This is a genomic window from Streptomyces pseudovenezuelae (genome assembly GCF_001513955.1).
GTDB classification, from domain to species: Bacteria; Actinomycetota; Actinomycetes; order Streptomycetales; family Streptomycetaceae; genus Streptomyces; species Streptomyces pseudovenezuelae.
Window position 1 is genome coordinate 183,375 of sequence record NZ_KQ948154.1, and the last position, 14,752, is coordinate 198,126.

At 71.1% G+C, this 14,752-nt stretch carries 14 protein-coding genes; 4 read left to right on the forward strand and 10 right to left on the reverse strand.

The window, feature by feature from the left end:
* Nucleotides 1–13: 13 nt before the first annotated feature.
* Both AQI94_RS39395 and AQI94_RS39400 read right to left on the reverse strand, forming a co-directional pair.
* Nucleotides 14–217 carry a hypothetical protein gene (locus AQI94_RS39395; protein ID WP_031041227.1) on the reverse strand — a complete coding sequence of 68 codons (204 nt, stop codon included), beginning with the start codon at nucleotides 215–217 and terminating at the stop codon, nucleotides 14–16.
* A 380-nt stretch (nucleotides 218–597) separates the two neighbouring features.
* The gene (locus AQI94_RS39400) at nucleotides 598–879 is read right to left on the reverse strand and encodes an acylphosphatase (protein WP_031041224.1); all 282 of its coding nucleotides are present in this window, start codon (nucleotides 877–879) and stop codon (nucleotides 598–600) included.
* 172 nt (nucleotides 880–1,051) lie between these two features.
* Between AQI94_RS39400 and AQI94_RS39405 the strand changes: the two genes are divergently transcribed.
* Entirely contained in the window at nucleotides 1,052–2,134 is a 1,083-nt protein-coding gene (locus AQI94_RS39405; protein ID WP_031041222.1) for a CAP domain-containing protein, read from the forward strand.
* Between the two features lie 82 nt (nucleotides 2,135–2,216).
* Nucleotides 2,217–2,618, forward strand: a complete 402-nt coding sequence (locus AQI94_RS39410) for a winged helix-turn-helix transcriptional regulator (RefSeq protein WP_031041219.1) — start codon at nucleotides 2,217–2,219, stop codon at nucleotides 2,616–2,618.
* Here the strand turns inward: AQI94_RS39410 and mutM are convergent.
* The 8 genes from mutM to recG form a co-directional block, all read right to left on the reverse strand.
* Nucleotides 2,591–3,451, reverse strand: coding sequence for a bifunctional DNA-formamidopyrimidine glycosylase/DNA-(apurinic or apyrimidinic site) lyase (gene mutM / locus AQI94_RS39415; protein ID WP_031041217.1), 861 nt, complete (start codon nucleotides 3,449–3,451; stop codon nucleotides 2,591–2,593). The genes AQI94_RS39410 and mutM overlap by 28 nt on opposite strands.
* Before the next feature lie 106 nt (nucleotides 3,452–3,557).
* The gene (rnc, locus tag AQI94_RS39420; protein ID WP_031041213.1) at nucleotides 3,558–4,367 is read right to left on the reverse strand and encodes a ribonuclease III; all 810 of its coding nucleotides are present in this window, start codon (nucleotides 4,365–4,367) and stop codon (nucleotides 3,558–3,560) included.
* Nucleotides 4,368–4,386: 19 nt separating this feature from the next.
* On the reverse strand, nucleotides 4,387–4,560 hold the full coding sequence (gene rpmF, locus AQI94_RS39425) for a 50S ribosomal protein L32 (protein ID WP_006139588.1): 174 nt from the start codon (nucleotides 4,558–4,560) through the stop codon (nucleotides 4,387–4,389).
* Between the two features lie 2 nt (nucleotides 4,561–4,562).
* Nucleotides 4,563–5,216 (reverse strand): YceD family protein, encoded by a 654-nt coding sequence (locus AQI94_RS39430; protein ID WP_031041209.1) that lies wholly within the window; start codon nucleotides 5,214–5,216, stop codon nucleotides 4,563–4,565.
* A 132-nt stretch (nucleotides 5,217–5,348) separates the two neighbouring features.
* The gene (locus AQI94_RS39435; RefSeq protein ID WP_031041206.1) at nucleotides 5,349–6,416 is read right to left on the reverse strand and encodes an ATP synthase F0 subunit B; all 1,068 of its coding nucleotides are present in this window, start codon (nucleotides 6,414–6,416) and stop codon (nucleotides 5,349–5,351) included.
* A gap of 57 nt (nucleotides 6,417–6,473) precedes the next feature.
* Nucleotides 6,474–6,953: a pantetheine-phosphate adenylyltransferase gene (gene coaD, locus AQI94_RS39440; protein ID WP_007384940.1), complete on the reverse strand. Its 480-nt coding sequence runs from the start codon at nucleotides 6,951–6,953 to the stop codon at nucleotides 6,474–6,476.
* A gap of 26 nt (nucleotides 6,954–6,979) precedes the next feature.
* Nucleotides 6,980–7,567 (reverse strand): 16S rRNA (guanine(966)-N(2))-methyltransferase RsmD, encoded by a 588-nt coding sequence (gene rsmD / locus AQI94_RS39445; protein ID WP_031041203.1) that lies wholly within the window; start codon nucleotides 7,565–7,567, stop codon nucleotides 6,980–6,982.
* A 39-nt stretch (nucleotides 7,568–7,606) separates the two neighbouring features.
* Entirely contained in the window at nucleotides 7,607–9,823 is a 2,217-nt protein-coding gene (gene recG, locus AQI94_RS39450) for an ATP-dependent DNA helicase RecG (RefSeq protein ID WP_031041200.1), read from the reverse strand.
* Between the two features lie 165 nt (nucleotides 9,824–9,988).
* Between recG and AQI94_RS39455 the strand changes: the two genes are divergently transcribed.
* Nucleotides 9,989–11,821, forward strand: a complete 1,833-nt coding sequence (locus AQI94_RS39455; protein WP_031041197.1) for an HSP90 family protein — start codon at nucleotides 9,989–9,991, stop codon at nucleotides 11,819–11,821.
* Nucleotides 11,821–14,748 (forward strand): hypothetical protein, encoded by a 2,928-nt coding sequence (locus AQI94_RS39460; RefSeq protein ID WP_062230262.1) that lies wholly within the window; start codon nucleotides 11,821–11,823, stop codon nucleotides 14,746–14,748. Before AQI94_RS39455 ends, AQI94_RS39460 begins: the two co-directional genes overlap by 1 nt.
* Nucleotides 14,749–14,752 lie beyond the last annotated feature (4 nt).

A 14,752-nucleotide genomic window follows, 5' to 3' on the forward strand; every position in this document is an offset into this window, starting at 1 on the left:
AGCGATGCAGCGATCAGGTGAGCGCAGGCTCCGCCTGGTGTGCGTCGATGCTCTCCATGATCCTGTCGTGAGAAGCGGCAGCCGCGAGCGCGTCGTTCTCCGCCTGGATTCGTCCGAGCTCGGATTCCAGGTCCTGGACGCGCTGCTGGAGCCGTCGCATCTCGGCGAGGAGTCGAGGGTCCGAGCCGCCGACGTAACCGAGAAGCGCCTTTGCCATGATGGATGGTCCTCCACAATGAGTGACCGACCGATGCGGTGTGGGTCGTGAGGGATTCGCACCCGCGGTGCTTGACACTTTTGAGTTCTTGCTGCCGTTCTTCCATGCCAAACAGCTAAGGTGCGCGGGGTGCTTTCAGCGTCTCACCAAAAAGTTTGACGGTCAACACGATCACGCCCCGTATTGGCGGCAACCCGTGCCGGCGCGGCCCGGAACGGCGGCGCTGCGGCTCCCTCGGGACCCGGGGGCGTGACGATCATTCTTAGCTGCGGAGCCTGCCACGGCGCGGGCCGTGTTGGCAACCACCAGCGCCTTTCCCTTCCGGGCAGCCGCCCGCGACATGTTCCGCCGCCCTGTCCGGGCCGCTTCGCGGAACCGGCTCATCGGATGGCGAAGCCGTCGTAACCCCCGCGGGGTGTGTCCCAGATCTCGGTGACACCGTCGACGCGGCCGGGCGTGTCGTCACCCAGGAGCCACTCCAGGAGTCCCTGACAGCCCTTGCGCGGTCCTTCGGCGACCACTTGCACGCGTCCGTCGTCCAGATTGAGAGCAAAACCACTCAGGCCGCCGATCTCCAGGGCCTTGGCCCGCGTGAACCAGCGGAAACCCACACCTTGGACGCGTCCGCGCACCCAGGCGACCAGTCGTACATCCTCGCTCATGGCTGCAACCTAACCGGGCAATGTCTCTCCCGACACTCCTTCCTCTGGCGGCATGCGGTACTGTCCGCTGCCAATGAATCTCATACGAAACTCACTCGATCGTGTGGGTTTTGTGACTCTGGTTGACCGGGGGGACGCGTCGACCTCACGAACAGACGAGGAAGGCAAGGACATGGGACGCCACCGACGCTCCGCCGCCGGCCGCGCCGCCACGGGCCGCGCCACGGGGGTCACACAGACGTACAGCTCCTACGGGAGCGGATCCGACCCGCAGGACTCGTACAACTTCGCCTCGGTGGGCACCTCGACCCGCCCGAGCCACGAGGACGCCGACCCCTATGCGCGCAGTGACGCCTACCTGTTCGCGTCGGAGGAGGAGTACGCGCTGTACCGGGGCGAGGGCTACACGCCCGCCGACGGTCAGCGCCGGAGCGGCTCGCACCGCCGCCGCAAGAGGAACCTCGTGACGCCGGTCAAGACCGGTCTGCTCGGCGTCTCGGCCGCCGTCGCCATCGGCACGGTCGCGGTCGCCACGGGCGTCGTGCCCGGCCTCGACAACTACAAGCTCGGCGGCGGCAGCTCCACCGGCGGTGACGTGCAGGCGGCGAGCTCGCCGACCAACTCGCCCGCCGAGCAGGGCGGCACCTCCGGCAGCGCCGACAGCCGCGAGGACGGCTCGTCGACGAGCCGGGACGCCGACCGCGCCTCCTCGCCCTCGCCGGCCCCCTCGACCTCCACCTCGACGGCCGCCCCGGCGGAGAAGCCGACGAAGAAGCCGGCCGCCACGCCGCCGAGCAAGAAGCCGGAGACCACGCCCTCGCAGAAGGAGCGGGAGCCGGCCAAGAAGGAGACCACCGCGCCGGTGGAGGTCTCCACGGAGGCCGCCGCCGCGGCCGAGGTGCTCAGGCTCGTCAACGTCGAGCGGGCGAATGTCGGCTGCAGTCCCGTCGCCGCCAACAGCGCGCTGAGCGACCTCGCCGAGTCCTTCAGCAAGGCCATGGCCGACCAGGGCTTCTTCGACCACACCGACCCGAGCGGCGCCACCCCCTGGGACCGTGCCGCGAAGGCCGGGATCACCAGCCTCGGCGGCGAGAACATCGCCCGGGGCCAGGCCGACGCGGCCTCGGTCATGGAAGCCTGGATGAACAGCCCCGGCCACAAGGCCAACATCCTGAACTGCGACTTCAAGACGCTGGGCGTGGGCGTGCAGTTCGGTGCGGGCGGCCCCTGGTGGACCCAGGACTTCGGGTACTAGAAACTGCCGACGACAAGGTGTCGCACTAACTTTTGGTTAGTGCGACCTGTCGGTTAGTGCTGTCTTCCAGTACCCTCGCGCTATGGACACCACGCAGCAGCCCCCGGAGGCGCGGGACCTCCCGTACGACGTGTTCGCCAAGGCCTGCCCCTCGCGCGGCACCCTGGAGCACCTGACGGGCCGCTGGGGCGCCCTCACCCTCGGCGCGCTGCACGAGGGCTCGCTGCGCTTCAACGAGCTGCGCCGCCGGGTCGACGGCGTGAGCGAGAAGATGCTCTCCCAGACGCTCCAGAGCCTGGAGCGCGACGGCCTGGTGCACCGCGAGGCCCAGCCCACCAACCCGCCCCGGGTCGACTACGAGCTGACCCCGCTGGGCCATGAGGTCGCCGAGCGCCTGCTGGGCCTCATCCGCTTCGTGGAGGGCCGCATGGACGACGTCCTGGCCGCCCGCGAGCGCTACGACGTGACGCGCGGCGCCCGCTGACACCTCGGGCAGAAGTAGCTGGACCGGTTCATCCAGGGCCGCCGGCGCATCGGCGTACCGCACCGCTTGCACGGCAGCCCTTCGCGGCCGTACGCGTCCAGGGACCGGTCGAAGTACCCCGACTCGCCGTTGACGTTGACGTACAGGCTGTCGAAGCTGGTGCCGCCGACCGCGAGGGCCGCGTTCATCACGTCCCGGACGTGGCCCAGGAGTTCGGCCGTGCGCGGGCGGGTGAAGCCGGCGGTGGGGCGCTCGTAGTGAAGGCGGGAGCGCCAAAGGGCCTCGTCCGCGTAGATGTTGCCCACTCCGCTGATCAACGACTGGTCCAGCAGGGCCCGTTTGATGGTGGAGCGCTTGCGGCGAAGGGCCTGGTGGAAGGCGTCGTCGTCGAAGAGCGGGTCGAGGGGATCGCGCGCGATGTGCGCGATGACGTCGGGCAGTCCGTCGGGGGTGTTGTCGTGCAACGACAGCCCGCCGAAGGTGCGTTGGTCGACGAAGCGGAGTTCGGTGTCGACCTCGTCGGCGAACCGCACCCGGATCCTGAGGTGCTTCTCGTCGGGCGCGGCATGCGGCTGCACCAGCAGCTGGCCGCTCATCCCGAGGTGGGCCAGGACCGACTGGTCCGTGTCCTCCAGGGGCAGCCAGAGGTACTTCCCGCGGCGGCTCGGGGTGCCGACGCGGTGGCCCCTCAGACGGTGCGCGAAGTCGTCGGCACCGGCGAGATGACGGCGGACCGCGCGCGGGTGCAGCACCTCGGCCTCGGCGACCGTGCGGTGGGCGACCCACCGCTCAAGGCCACGCCGTACGACCTCGACCTCGGGCAACTCGGGCATGGGACTCCCCCGTCAGGGACCGGTGCATGAGCCGAGCGCCCGCCCCGGTGTTCAGGGGCAGGCGCTCGGCTGCGCTGTTCTTCCGGACGCGCTGGGCTTCCAGGCGTCAGGCGGAGACGGACGACGGACCTTCGTCGTCGTCCTCGGCGGCTTGGACGGCTTCGACAGCCGCTTCGGCCGCCGCCTTGGCACGCTCGTCCGCGGCGGCCCGGATGGACCTCCAGGCGGACTCCGCGGCCTGCTGCTCCGCCTCCTTCTTGCTGCGGCCGGTGCCGGTGCCGTACGAGACGCCTCCGACGCGGGCGGCAGCAGTGAAGGTCTTCTCGTGATCGGGGCCGGTCTCCGTGACCAGGTACTCGGGCACGCCGAGTCCTTCGGTCGCGGTGAGCTCCTGGAGACTGGTCTTCCAGTCCAGGCCGGCACCGAGGTTGGAGGACTTCTCGATCAACGGGTCGAAGAGCCGGTGAACGAGTTCGCTCGCCGCCTCCAGGCCCTGGTCGAGATAGACCGCGCCGATCACCGCTTCCAGGGTGTCGGCAAGGATGGACGCCTTGTCCCGGCCTCCTGTGCCCTCTTCACCACGGCCGAGCCGGATGAAGGAGCCCAGTTCCAGGCCGCGACCGACCTCCGCCAGCGCACGCGAGTTGACCACCGCGGCCCGCAACTTGGCCAGTTGGCCTTCGGGCAGGTCGGGGTGGGTGGTGTACAGCGTGTCCGTGACCACGAGGCCGAGCACGGAGTCCCCTAGGAACTCCAGACGCTCGTTGGTCGGCAGACCGCCGTTCTCGTACGCGTAGGAGCGGTGGGTCAGTGCACGCACCAGAAGGGCGGACTCGAGCTTGTACCCGAGCCGCCCTTCCAACAGCGTGTGGGACGAGGCCTGGTTGTCGCCCGAGTTCTTCTTCGGCGTGGACACAGTGCCTCTCACCAGCCGCTCAGACCTCGAGGACCTGGCGCTTGTTGTAGGTGCCACAAGCGGGGCACGCGATGTGCTGCAGCTTGGGCTCGTGGCAGCGCTCGCACGCAACCAGGGTGGGGACCGCAGCCTTCCACTGCGACCGGCGGTGGCGCGTGTTGCTGCGCGACATCTTCCGCTTCGGAACAGCCACGGCTACTTCTCCTGCTTCTCGTTGGCGGGCGCCGATCGAGGCGCTTCGCCACTCATCTCGTCCTTCTCGCCGTCTTCGAGTGAACCGGCGAGTCCCTGCAGTGCCGCCCAACGGATGTCGACGGCGTCGTGGTGGTGGTCCGGGTCGTCCGTGAGCCGCTCTCCGCACTCGGAGCACAGGCCCAGGCAGTCGTCCTGGCACACCGGCTGCATCGGCAGTGCGAGCACCACCGCATCGCGCAGCACGGGTTCGAGGTCGAACAGGCCGTCCTCGATGAAGAGCCTGTCCTCGTCTTCCTCGGCGTCGTCGGCCGGTTCCGCTTTCACGCGGCCACGGTCGTCGGCGTCAGGGTACGAGAACATCTCCTGGAAGTCCGCTTCGAGCGCCAGCTCAAGCGGCTCCAGACACCTTACGCACTCCCCCTCGGCCTGTGCACGGGCGGTGCCTGTGACAAGCACCCCTTCCATGACCGACTCAAGGCGGAGTTCGAGCACGACCGGGGCGCCTTCCGGCACTCCGATCACTCCCTGGATACCGAGGTCCTTGGGAGCGTCGATCTCACGGGTCAGGCGCTGCAGCGCGCCAGGACGCCGCCCCAGCTCGTGTGTGTCGAACACGAGAGGGTTGCGGTGGTCGAGGCGGGCGTTCAGGGCCATTCCTGCTTTCGATCTTCGAGCTCAGAGGGACGCTGCCCTTCGGTGTTCCCGGGCAGCGTTGATCGCGGACGTACACGCGACCGAAGAGCCAGGATACTGGACCTTTCGCTCACGGCCCAATCCGGTGGTCTCCTACTGTCCGCGACCCTGCTCGTACGCCCTCAACTGCTCCGGCGTGATCATGCCGGTGTCGAAGAGGCTGGTCTCGTCGAGGGCGTAGTCCTGCTGGTGCTGCTGGGGCTGGTGCTGCTGCGGCTGCTGGGCCTGCTGCTGGCCGTAGGCGGCCTGCTGCGGGTCGTAGCCCTGGTAGGCGTAGGGGTCGGCCTGCTGGTAGCCGTACGGGTCCTGCTGCTGCGCGTACGGATCGGGCTGCTGCTGGTACCCGGCATAGGCGTCGGTCTGCTGCTGGTAGCCGTACGCCGGCTGCTGGGCGTAGTCCGGCTGCCCGGACTGGTTCCGGGCCTGGGCCCGGGCGTCCTGCTCCGCGAGGGCGGTGAGGTCGGCCAGGTAGTCGGCGTCGCTGGAGTGCTGGACGGTGGAGGTGTCGTCGGCGAGGGCGCCGAGGTCGTCGGAGGCGATACGGCCGTGCAGCTTCTGCCGGCCGCGGCCGACGGCCTCCAGGGTCTTGGCGAGGACCGCCTCGAAGGCGCCGAGCTTGGCGTCGACGTAGGTGTCGGCGTCCTTGCGCAGGGTCTCGGGGTCGTGGCTGCGCTCGGGGGCGTCCTCGTCCTCGTAGCCGTTCTCGTCGAGGCCGGGACCCGTGCCGAGGAGCTTCTCGCGGCCGCGGCCGACCGAGCCGAGGGTCTTGGTGAGGACGACCTCGAAGTTGGCGAGCTTGGAGTCGACGTAGTCGTCGGCCTCGGCGCGGACCTCCTCGGCCTCCTGGCGGGCCTCGTTCAGGATCCGGTCGGCCTCGGCCTGCGAGCGGCGGGCGACCTCGGTGTCGGAGATCAGCGAGCCGCGCTCGGCGTGTGCCTGCCCGATGATCCGCTCGGCCTCCTGGCGGGCCTGCTCGACCATCTGCTCACGGTCGCCGATCAGCTCCTGGGCCTGCGCCAGGGAGCCGGGCAGGGCCTGGCGCAGCTCTTCGAGCATCGCGAGCAGATCGGCGCGGTTGACCATCACCGAGGCCGACATGGGCATCGAACGGGCGCCGGAGACCGCGGCGACGATCTCGTCGAGCTTCTTCTGCACGTCCACCTGTGCTCGCCACTCTCTACAGCTGTGTTGGAGACGGACGGGACGACTGTAGTCCCATCAGCCCTTGTGGAGGCGCTCGTTCAGGGCTTCGAGAACCCTCGGGGGCACGAGGTGGGAGACGTCTCCGCCCCAGGTCGCGACCTCCTTGACGAGCGAGGAGGACAGGAAGCTGTAGGTGGGGTTGGTCGGCACGAAAAGGGTCTCGACACCGCTGAGGCCGTTGTTCATCTGGGCCATCTGCAGCTCGTAGTCGAAGTCGCTGACCGCGCGCAGGCCCTTGACGATGGCCGGGATGTCGCGCTCCTTGCAGTAGTCGACGAGCAGGCCGTGGAAGGCCTCCACGATCACGTTGCCGTACTCGGCCGTGACCTCGCGGATCAGGTCGATCCGCTCGTCGATCTCGAACAGGCCCTTCTTGGACTTGTTGATCATCACCGCGACATAGACCTCGTCGTACAGTCTGGAGGCGCGGGAGATGATGTCGAGGTGTCCGTTGGTGATCGGGTCGAACGACCCGGGACAGACGGCGCGGCGCACTTGAGATCCCTCGCTCTCCGGTCCGGTCATCGTGCGTCTTCGCACGTAGAGGCGGCGCGACCGTACCAAAACGTTCCCTCGCCGTAGCGACGGGCCTTGACCGCCTCGAAACCGGGCGGCCACTCGAATTCTCCACCTCTGGTGCTGCGCTCCACGGTGACGAGGGCGTCCGGTGTGAGCCAGTGTTCCGTGCGGAGTGTGAGCAGGATCTCGCGAAGATCGTGATCTGTGACTCGGTACGGAGGGTCCAGGAAGACGAGGTCGTACGGCTCGGCCGGCGCCCCGGTGCGGATGATCTGTTCGGCCTTGCCCGCGCGGACCTCGGCGCCTGGCAGGCCGATGCTCTTGACGTTCTCGCGGATGGTGCGGGCGGCTCGGGCGTCGGCCTCCACGAGGAGGGTGTGGCTCGCGCCCCGGGAGAGCGCTTCGAGGCCGACGGCTCCCGAGCCGGCGTACAGGTCGAGGACGCGCTCACCCTGGAGGGGGCCGCCGAGCAGGGACTGCCAGGTGGAGAAGAGACCTTCGCGGGCGCGGTCGGAGGTGGGACGGGTGCCGTTCCCTGGCGGGACGGCCAGGCGGCGTCCGCCGGATCTGCCCGCGATCACGCGCGTCATCTTCGGTCCTTGTTCGGGGGTGGTTGCGGATTCAGTTTCTCAGCCCTTTTCCAGGTACTGCTCCCGCTCGGCGTCCAGAAGCGCCTCCAGGGCGGTGCGCAGGCCGGGAAGTGCGGTCAGCTCCGGGTCCGCCTCCACGACCGCCGTCGCCTCTTCCCGCGCCTCCGCGATGATCTCCTCGTCCTCGATCACGGCGAGGACCCGCAGCGAGGTCCGGGCGCCGGACTGGGCCTGGCCGAGGACATCGCCCTCGCGGCGCTGTTCCAGGTCGATGCGGGACAGCTCGAAGCCGTCCAGGGTCGCCGCCACCGCGTTCAGCCGCTGGCGGGCCGGGCTCGCCTCGGGCATCTCCGAGACCAGCAGGCACAGCCCGGGCGCCGAGCCCCGGCCCACCCGGCCGCGCAGCTGGTGGAGCTGGGAGACGCCGAAGCGGTCGGCGTCCATGATGACCATCGCCGTGGCGTTCGGGACGTTGACGCCGACCTCGATGACCGTGGTGGCGACCAGGACGTGGGTCTCGCCCGCGGCGAAGCGGCGCATGACCGCGTCCTTGTCGTCGGGGTGCATACGGCCGTGCAGCACCTCGACGCGCAGGCCGTGCAGCGGGCCCTTGGTGAGCTGGTCCGCCACGTCGAGCACCGCGAGCGGTGGGCGCTTCTCCGCCTCGTCCTCCGGGGACTTCTTCTTGGCCGACTTCTTGGAGTCGTCCTCCTCGTCGCCGATGCGGGGGCAGACGACGTACGCCTGGTGGCCGTTCTCCACCTCCTCGCGGACGCGTTCCCAGGCCCGGGTGAGGAAGTGGGGCTTGTCCGCGGCGGGCACCACATGGCTGGCGATCGGGGAGCGGCCGGCCGGGAGCTGGTCGAGGACGGAGGTCTCCAGATCGCCGAAGACCGTCATGGCGACCGTGCGCGGGATGGGGGTGGCCGTCATGACGAGGAGGTGGGGCGGCTGCTTCCCCTTGCCGCGCAGGGCGTCCCGCTGCTCGACCCCGAACCGGTGCTGTTCGTCGACCACGACCAGGCCCAGGTCGTGGAACTGCACCTTGTCCTCGATCAGCGCGTGCGTGCCGATCACGATCCCGGCCTCACCGGTGACCAGGTCCAGCATCGCCTGCCGGCGCGCGGCCGTCCCCATCGACCCGGTGAGCAGCACGACCTTGGTGGCGTGCTCGGACCCGCCCAGCATCCCGCCCTCGGCGAGCGCGCCCATCATCTCGACGATCGAGCGGTGGTGCTGCTGTGCGAGCACTTCGGTGGGGGCCAGCATGGCGGCCTGTCCGCCCGCGTCCACGACGGCGAGCATGGCGCGCAGGGCCACCAGGGTCTTTCCCGAGCCCACCTCCCCCTGCAGCAGCCGGTGCATCGGATGGTCCGTGGCCAGGTCGTCGAAGATCTCCTTCGAGACCTTCTGCTGGCCTTCCGTGAGGGTGAAGGGGAGGCGGTCGTCGAAGGCCGTGAGGAGGCCGTCGGGAGCGGGTTTCCTCGGCACCGCGGGGAGTTGGGCGTCCGCGTGGCGGCGGCGGGCGAGGGCCACCTGGAGCACGAAGGCCTCGTCCCACTTGAGGCGGGCGTGGGCGTCGGCGATGTCGGCCTTGGTGTGCGGGCGATGGATCTTGAGGAGGGCCTCGGGGAGGGGGAGCAGGCGACGACCCTCGCGCAGCGACTCCGGGAGGGGGTCGATCGCCTCCTGGGCGCTCGGCAGGACCGTCTGGACGGCCTTGCCGATCTTCCAGGACTCCAGTTTGGCGGTGGCGGGGTAGAGGGGGATCAGGGCGCCCGCCCAGGCCTCCACCGTCTCCGCTGCCTCGTCGTCGGCACCGCGCAGCAACTCGTAGGCCGGGTGGGCCAGTTGGAGGCGGCGGTTGAAGAGGGAGACCTTGCCGGCGAACAGCGCGCGGGTGCCCGGCAGGAGTTCCTTGTGGGGCTTGTGGACGCCGTTGCCGAAGAAGACCAGTTGGAGGCGGCCGTTGCCGTCCGTGATGGTGACCTCCAGCCGCTGCCCCTTGCCGCGTGGCGCCTTGGCGGAGGCGAAGGTGTGCAGACGGGCGTCGGCGACCTGGGCGACCACGGTGACGTGTTCGTCCATGGGCAGGTCGGCGAGGTGGGTCAGCTGCCCCCGCTCCTCGTAGCGACGCGGGTAGTGGTGCAGGAGGTCGCCTACGGAGTGCAGGCCGAGATGCTCGGCCATCACCTTCGCGGTGGCGGGGCCGAGCACCTTCTTCAGCGGTTCTTCCAGTGCGGGCACGAGATCCATTGCACACCACCCCACTGACATTGCCGTATACATACCGGGAAACACCTGGTCAGACGGCTGGTTGGGGAATTAGGATGGCGCGCTCCGGCCATCCGCGGATCCCCGCCCCATCCGGGACCGCCCTACCCCGCGCCGAGCGAACCTCCCCCCTCCGGCGCTGCGACGATGGATTCCCAGACCTCACAGTCACAGACACCCCAGGTACCTCAGCAACCTCATACGTTCCAGGTCGACCTGCGCGGTCTGGTGGACCTCCTCTCCCATCACCTCTACTCCAGCCCCAAGGTCTATCTGCGCGAACTGCTGCAGAACGCGGTGGACGCGATCACGGCCCGGCGGGCCGAGCAGCCGGACGCCCCTGCCCGTGTGCGGTTGCACGCCGGGAACGGCACCCTGCGGGTCGAGGACTCCGGGGTCGGGCTGACCGAGGCGGACGTGCACAACCTGCTGGCCACCATCGGGCGCAGCTCCAAGCGGGCCGAGGGACTTCAGGAGGTGCGCTCCGACTTCCTCGGGCAGTTCGGCATCGGTCTGCTCGCCTGTTTCGTGGTCGCCGAGCGGATCCGGGTGGTCAGCCGCAGTGCCCGTACGCCGGACGCGCCACCCGTGGAGTGGACGGCGAGCGACGACGGGTCGTACCGGGTGCGGACGCTGCCCCAGGACGCCCGTCCGGAGCCGGGGACCACGGTGCATCTGGTGGCTCGGGCGGGTGCCGGCGAGTGGCTGGCGCCCGAGCGGGTCCTCCAGCTCGCCCGGGACTTCGGCTCGCTGCTGCCGTACGACGTGCGGGTCGGCGACGAGGCGGTCACCGACCTGCCCGCGCCCTGGGACCGGCCCTACCCCTCCCCCGCCACCCGCCGGGTCGCCCTGGCCCGGCACTGCCACGAGCTGTTCGGCTTCACCCCACTGGACTCGATCGAGCTGAACGTGCCGCTGGCCGGGATCCGGGGCATGGCGTACGTCCTTCCCGCGGCGGTCAGTCCCGCCCAGCGGGCCACCCACCGGGTGCACCTGAAGGGCATGCTGCTGACCGAGCGCGCCGAACAGCTGCTGCCGGACTGGGCGTTCTTCGTGCGCTGCGTCCTGGACACCGACAGCCTGCGGCCCACGGCCTCGCGCGAGTCGCTGTACGAGGACGAGACGCTGGCGGCCGTGCGGGAGGCCCTCGGGGAGCGGATCCGGTCCTGGCTGACAGGTCTCGCCGCCGGGGACCCGGAGCGGCTCGCGGCCTTCCTGTCCGTGCACCACCTGGGCGTGAAGTCGCTCGCGCGGCACGACAAGGACATGCTGCGCACGATGCTGCCCTGGCTGCCGTTCGAGACGACCGACGGGCGGCTGTCCCTGGAGGAGTTCGCGCAGCGGCACGCGGTGGTGCACTTCACGCGGACCGTCGAGGAGTACCGGCAGGTCGCGGCGATCGCGTCGGCGCAGGGCGTCGGGGTGGTCAACGGCGGCTACACCTACGACAGCGACCTGGTCGAGGCGCTGCCCTCGGTGCGGCCGGGCACGGTCGTCGCCGAACTGGACGCGGACACCGTCACCGCCCACATGGACCTGGTCGACCCGGCCGAGGAGCTGGCGCTGTCCGGCTTCCTGGCGGCCGCGCGGGAAAGGCTCGACCCGCTGGGCTGTGACGTGGTTCTGCGCGCCTTCCGGCCGCTGTCCGTGCCCGCGCTGCACCTGGACGACCGGGACGCCCGGCACGAGCAGGCCCGGGCGGAGGCCGAGCAAGGGGCGGACGACCTGTGGGCGGGCATCCTCGGCTCTCTGCGCGGAAACGCCCCACGCGCGCGTCTCGTGCTGAACCATCTCAACCCGCTGATACGGCGGATCGGTTCGCTGGGCGACCCGGAGCTGATGGGCACGGCCACCGAGTCCCTGTACGGGCAGGCGCTGCTGATGGCCCAGCGGCCCCTGCGGCCCGCGGACTCGGCACTGCTGAACCGGGCCTTCATAGGCCTGCTGGAGTGGGCCACGAACGGCGAGGAGGGCCGCTGATGAGCGGGGTCGACGAGAACGCGGCCTTCGACGCACTGCGCCGGGCGATGGCGGAGAACGCCGAGGAACCGGAGGGGCCCGCCCGCAACGCGCGCGCGGAACAGCTGCTCGCCGAGGCCGAGAAGCTGAACATCCCGCTCGCGGTCATCGAGGCGCTCGGACACCAGCTGAAGGTCTACAACTACAGCTCCGAGAAGGCCAAGATGTTCGTCCCCTTCGCGCGGCTGCTGCGCATGTGGGACGAGCATCCCGAGGACTTCGACGAGTACGAGACGCATGCGCTGCACTGGGTCTTCAAGTGGATGACGACCGGCATGCTCGACCAGCCGCACATCCCGCTCGCGGCCATGGAGAAGTGGCTCGGCGAGATGGAGCACCGCTACCGGCTGGCCGGGCACTCCGAGCGGGCCGTGCGCGGCGCCGAACACAGCGTGGCCGCGCATGTCGGGGACCTGGAGCGGGCCGAGCGCGCGTACGCCGCGTGGCTGGCCGCCGACCGGGACGTCATGTCCGACTGCCACGCCTGCGAGCTGCACGAGCAGGGCTGGTGGCAGGCGCAGTGCGGGCGGGACGAGGAGGCGCTGGAGCTGTGGGCGCCGGTCCTGGAGGGCGAGTTCAGCTGCGCCCACGAGCCGCACGCGGCCCTCGCCTCCTCTCTCGCGCCGCTGCTGCGCCTGGGCCGCCTCGACGAGGCGCGCGCCAACCACCTGCGGGGCTTCAGGCTCGTGCGGTCCATGGAGAGCATGCGCGGTGCCTACGCGGACCATGTCGAGTTCTGCGCGCTCAGCGGCAACGAGGCCCGCGCTCTGGAACTGCTCGCGGAGCGCCCCGCGTACTTCACGGACGACGGCCATCCGCGCAGCAGGCTGGACTTCACGGCCGTGGTGGCCCTGCTGATGGACCGGCTGACCGGGCTGGGCCTGGGCGAGCAGCCGGTGCCGGGGCCGGCGGGCCGGTCCTGGACGGCGGCCGGACTCGCCGCCCACGCGCGCGAGGAGGCCCTCGCACTGGCCGCCCGCTTCGACGAGCGCAACGGCACGGCCCACGTCGGCGAGCAGACCCGCGCGCGGATGGCACAGCGGCCGCTGGTGGAGCGGCTGCCCCTGGGCGTACGGGCGGCCCGGACGGTCGCCGCTCCCGTGGTGGCGTCCGCGGCCGCCCCGGCGACCACCCGGGAACCCGATCTGCCGGCGCTGGTCGCCGAGGCACGACGGCTGTCGGACACCCTCCGGCCGAACGCCGTGGAGGCGTGGGCGGCGGTCGCACGGGCCGCCGAGGGCGTCGGGCTGGACCCGCGCGACCGGGCGGAGATCGCCGACCACGAGGCGATGGACCAGGGCCCCGAGGGCCTCGAACTGTTCGAGAGGGCCGCCGAGTTGTACACGGCGGCGGGCGACCCCGGCGAGGCGCTGGCCGCACGCGCGCGTGCGGCGTACGTGCGCGCGCTGGCGGGCGAGGTGGAGGAGGCGCTCGCCGCGGTCGCCGGACTCTACGACGAGGTCCTCGCGCTCTACTCCGTGGACGACACGGGCGTACGGCAGACCGCGTCGGTGCTGATGTCCCGGGCCCGGATCCTGATGCGGCGGGTGCACGAGGGCGACGACGAGGCGTTCCTGTCCGAGGCCGAGTCCGCCGTACGGGAGGTGCTCGCCCTTGTCGAGGGGCGGACCGGGGACGACGTGCGGCTCGCCGCGCGGGTCGCCGAGGCGCAGGCGATGCTGGCGGAGCTGGCCTCCCGGACCGGGGACCTGCCGGCGGCGGCCGAGCTGTTCACGTGGGCCGCGACGGGGTTCGTGGAGGCGGGTCTGCCGTGGTTCGCGGTGGAGTACGAGGCCCGGCTGGCCGGGCTCCTGCACCACCTGGGCGATCCGGCCGGGACGGAACGGGCCCTGCGGGCCGCCCTGGAGCACGGCGGGCAGCACCTGGAGGCGATCGGACGGGCCCAGCTGCATCTGCAGCTCGCGGAGGTCCTCGGCGGCCGGGGGCTCGCCGAGGAGGCCGCCGAGCACGCCCTGGAGGCGGCTCACTGGGCCGACGAGGCCGGGGAGGGGCCGACGCTGGGTGCCCTGGCCCGGCACCAGCTGGGCGGGTCCCTGCTGGGCCTCGGGCGGTGGGCCGAGGCCGCGGAGGTGCTGGAGTCGGCGCTGCTCGACCTGAGCGCCGAACGGCACGGCGACGGGGCGGTCGTACAGGCGCTGTGGTGGCTCGGCGACTGTCTGAGCGAGCTGGGCGAGCACTGGGAGGCGGCCGAACGGCGTCTGCGGGCCGCCGACATCGCCCGGCACTGGCCCGAGCAGCACGACCACGCGACGCTCGCCCACCTCGCCGCCGAGTCCCTCGGGGCCGCGGGGCTGCCCGCCGAGGCGGACCGGGCGTACGCGCGCGCGGGCGCTCTGTGGCGGGAGCTCGGCAACGTGCACGGCCTCGTCCGCTCCCTGCGGGCCCGCGCCTGGCTCGCGCTGCGCGCCGAGGACGGGGCGGACGCGGCAAGGGAGTTGATGGCGGACGCGGTCCGGGAGTGCGAGGCCGCGCTGAGTGGGGCAGCGGACGACGAGGAGCAGCGGCAGCGGCTCGTCGGTGAACTCGGGCACACCCACCGGCAGTTCGGGGACCTGATCGCCCGTTCCGTGCCCGAGGAGGCCGAGGACGACGTGATCCGGGCGGTGCTGGAGGCGGCGCTGGCCCAGGTCGTGGAGGCGATCGTCGTGTTCGCCTCGCTCGGGGACGACGCCCTGGACGCCCGGACCGCAGCCGAACTCGCGGCGGGCTGGCTGGCGGCCGACCTGAGCCGGCCGGCTCAGGCGGCGGCACGCGCGCGTGCGGTGCTCGACGCGTACCGGGACACGGACGGCAGCGACGACACGGCACAGGCCCGGCGGGCCGAGGCGGAGCAGTTGCTGGGCCTCATGGAGGGACAGGGTGCCTGACGGC

Bases quoted from the DNA above. Each gene is read 5' to 3' on its own strand.
- mutM (WP_031041217.1), bottom strand. From the start codon at position 3,451: ATGCCCGAGTTGCCCGAGGTCGAGGTCGTACGGCGTGGCCTTGAGCGG.
- AQI94_RS39395 (WP_031041227.1), bottom strand. From the start codon at position 217: ATGGCAAAGGCGCTTCTCGGTTACGTCGGCGGCTCGGACCCTCGACTC.
- rsmD (WP_031041203.1), bottom strand. From the start codon at position 7,567: ATGACGCGCGTGATCGCGGGCAGATCCGGCGGACGCCGCCTGGCCGTC.
- AQI94_RS39455 (WP_031041197.1), top strand. From the start codon at position 9,989: ATGGATTCCCAGACCTCACAGTCACAGACACCCCAGGTACCTCAGCAA.
- AQI94_RS39400 (WP_031041224.1), bottom strand. From the start codon at position 879: ATGAGCGAGGATGTACGACTGGTCGCCTGGGTGCGCGGACGCGTCCAA.
- AQI94_RS39430 (WP_031041209.1), bottom strand. From the start codon at position 5,216: ATGGCCCTGAACGCCCGCCTCGACCACCGCAACCCTCTCGTGTTCGAC.
- AQI94_RS39405 (WP_031041222.1), top strand. From the start codon at position 1,052: ATGGGACGCCACCGACGCTCCGCCGCCGGCCGCGCCGCCACGGGCCGC.
- AQI94_RS39460 (WP_062230262.1), top strand. From the start codon at position 11,821: ATGAGCGGGGTCGACGAGAACGCGGCCTTCGACGCACTGCGCCGGGCG.
- recG (WP_031041200.1), bottom strand. From the start codon at position 9,823: ATGGATCTCGTGCCCGCACTGGAAGAACCGCTGAAGAAGGTGCTCGGC.
- AQI94_RS39410 (WP_031041219.1), top strand. From the start codon at position 2,217: ATGGACACCACGCAGCAGCCCCCGGAGGCGCGGGACCTCCCGTACGAC.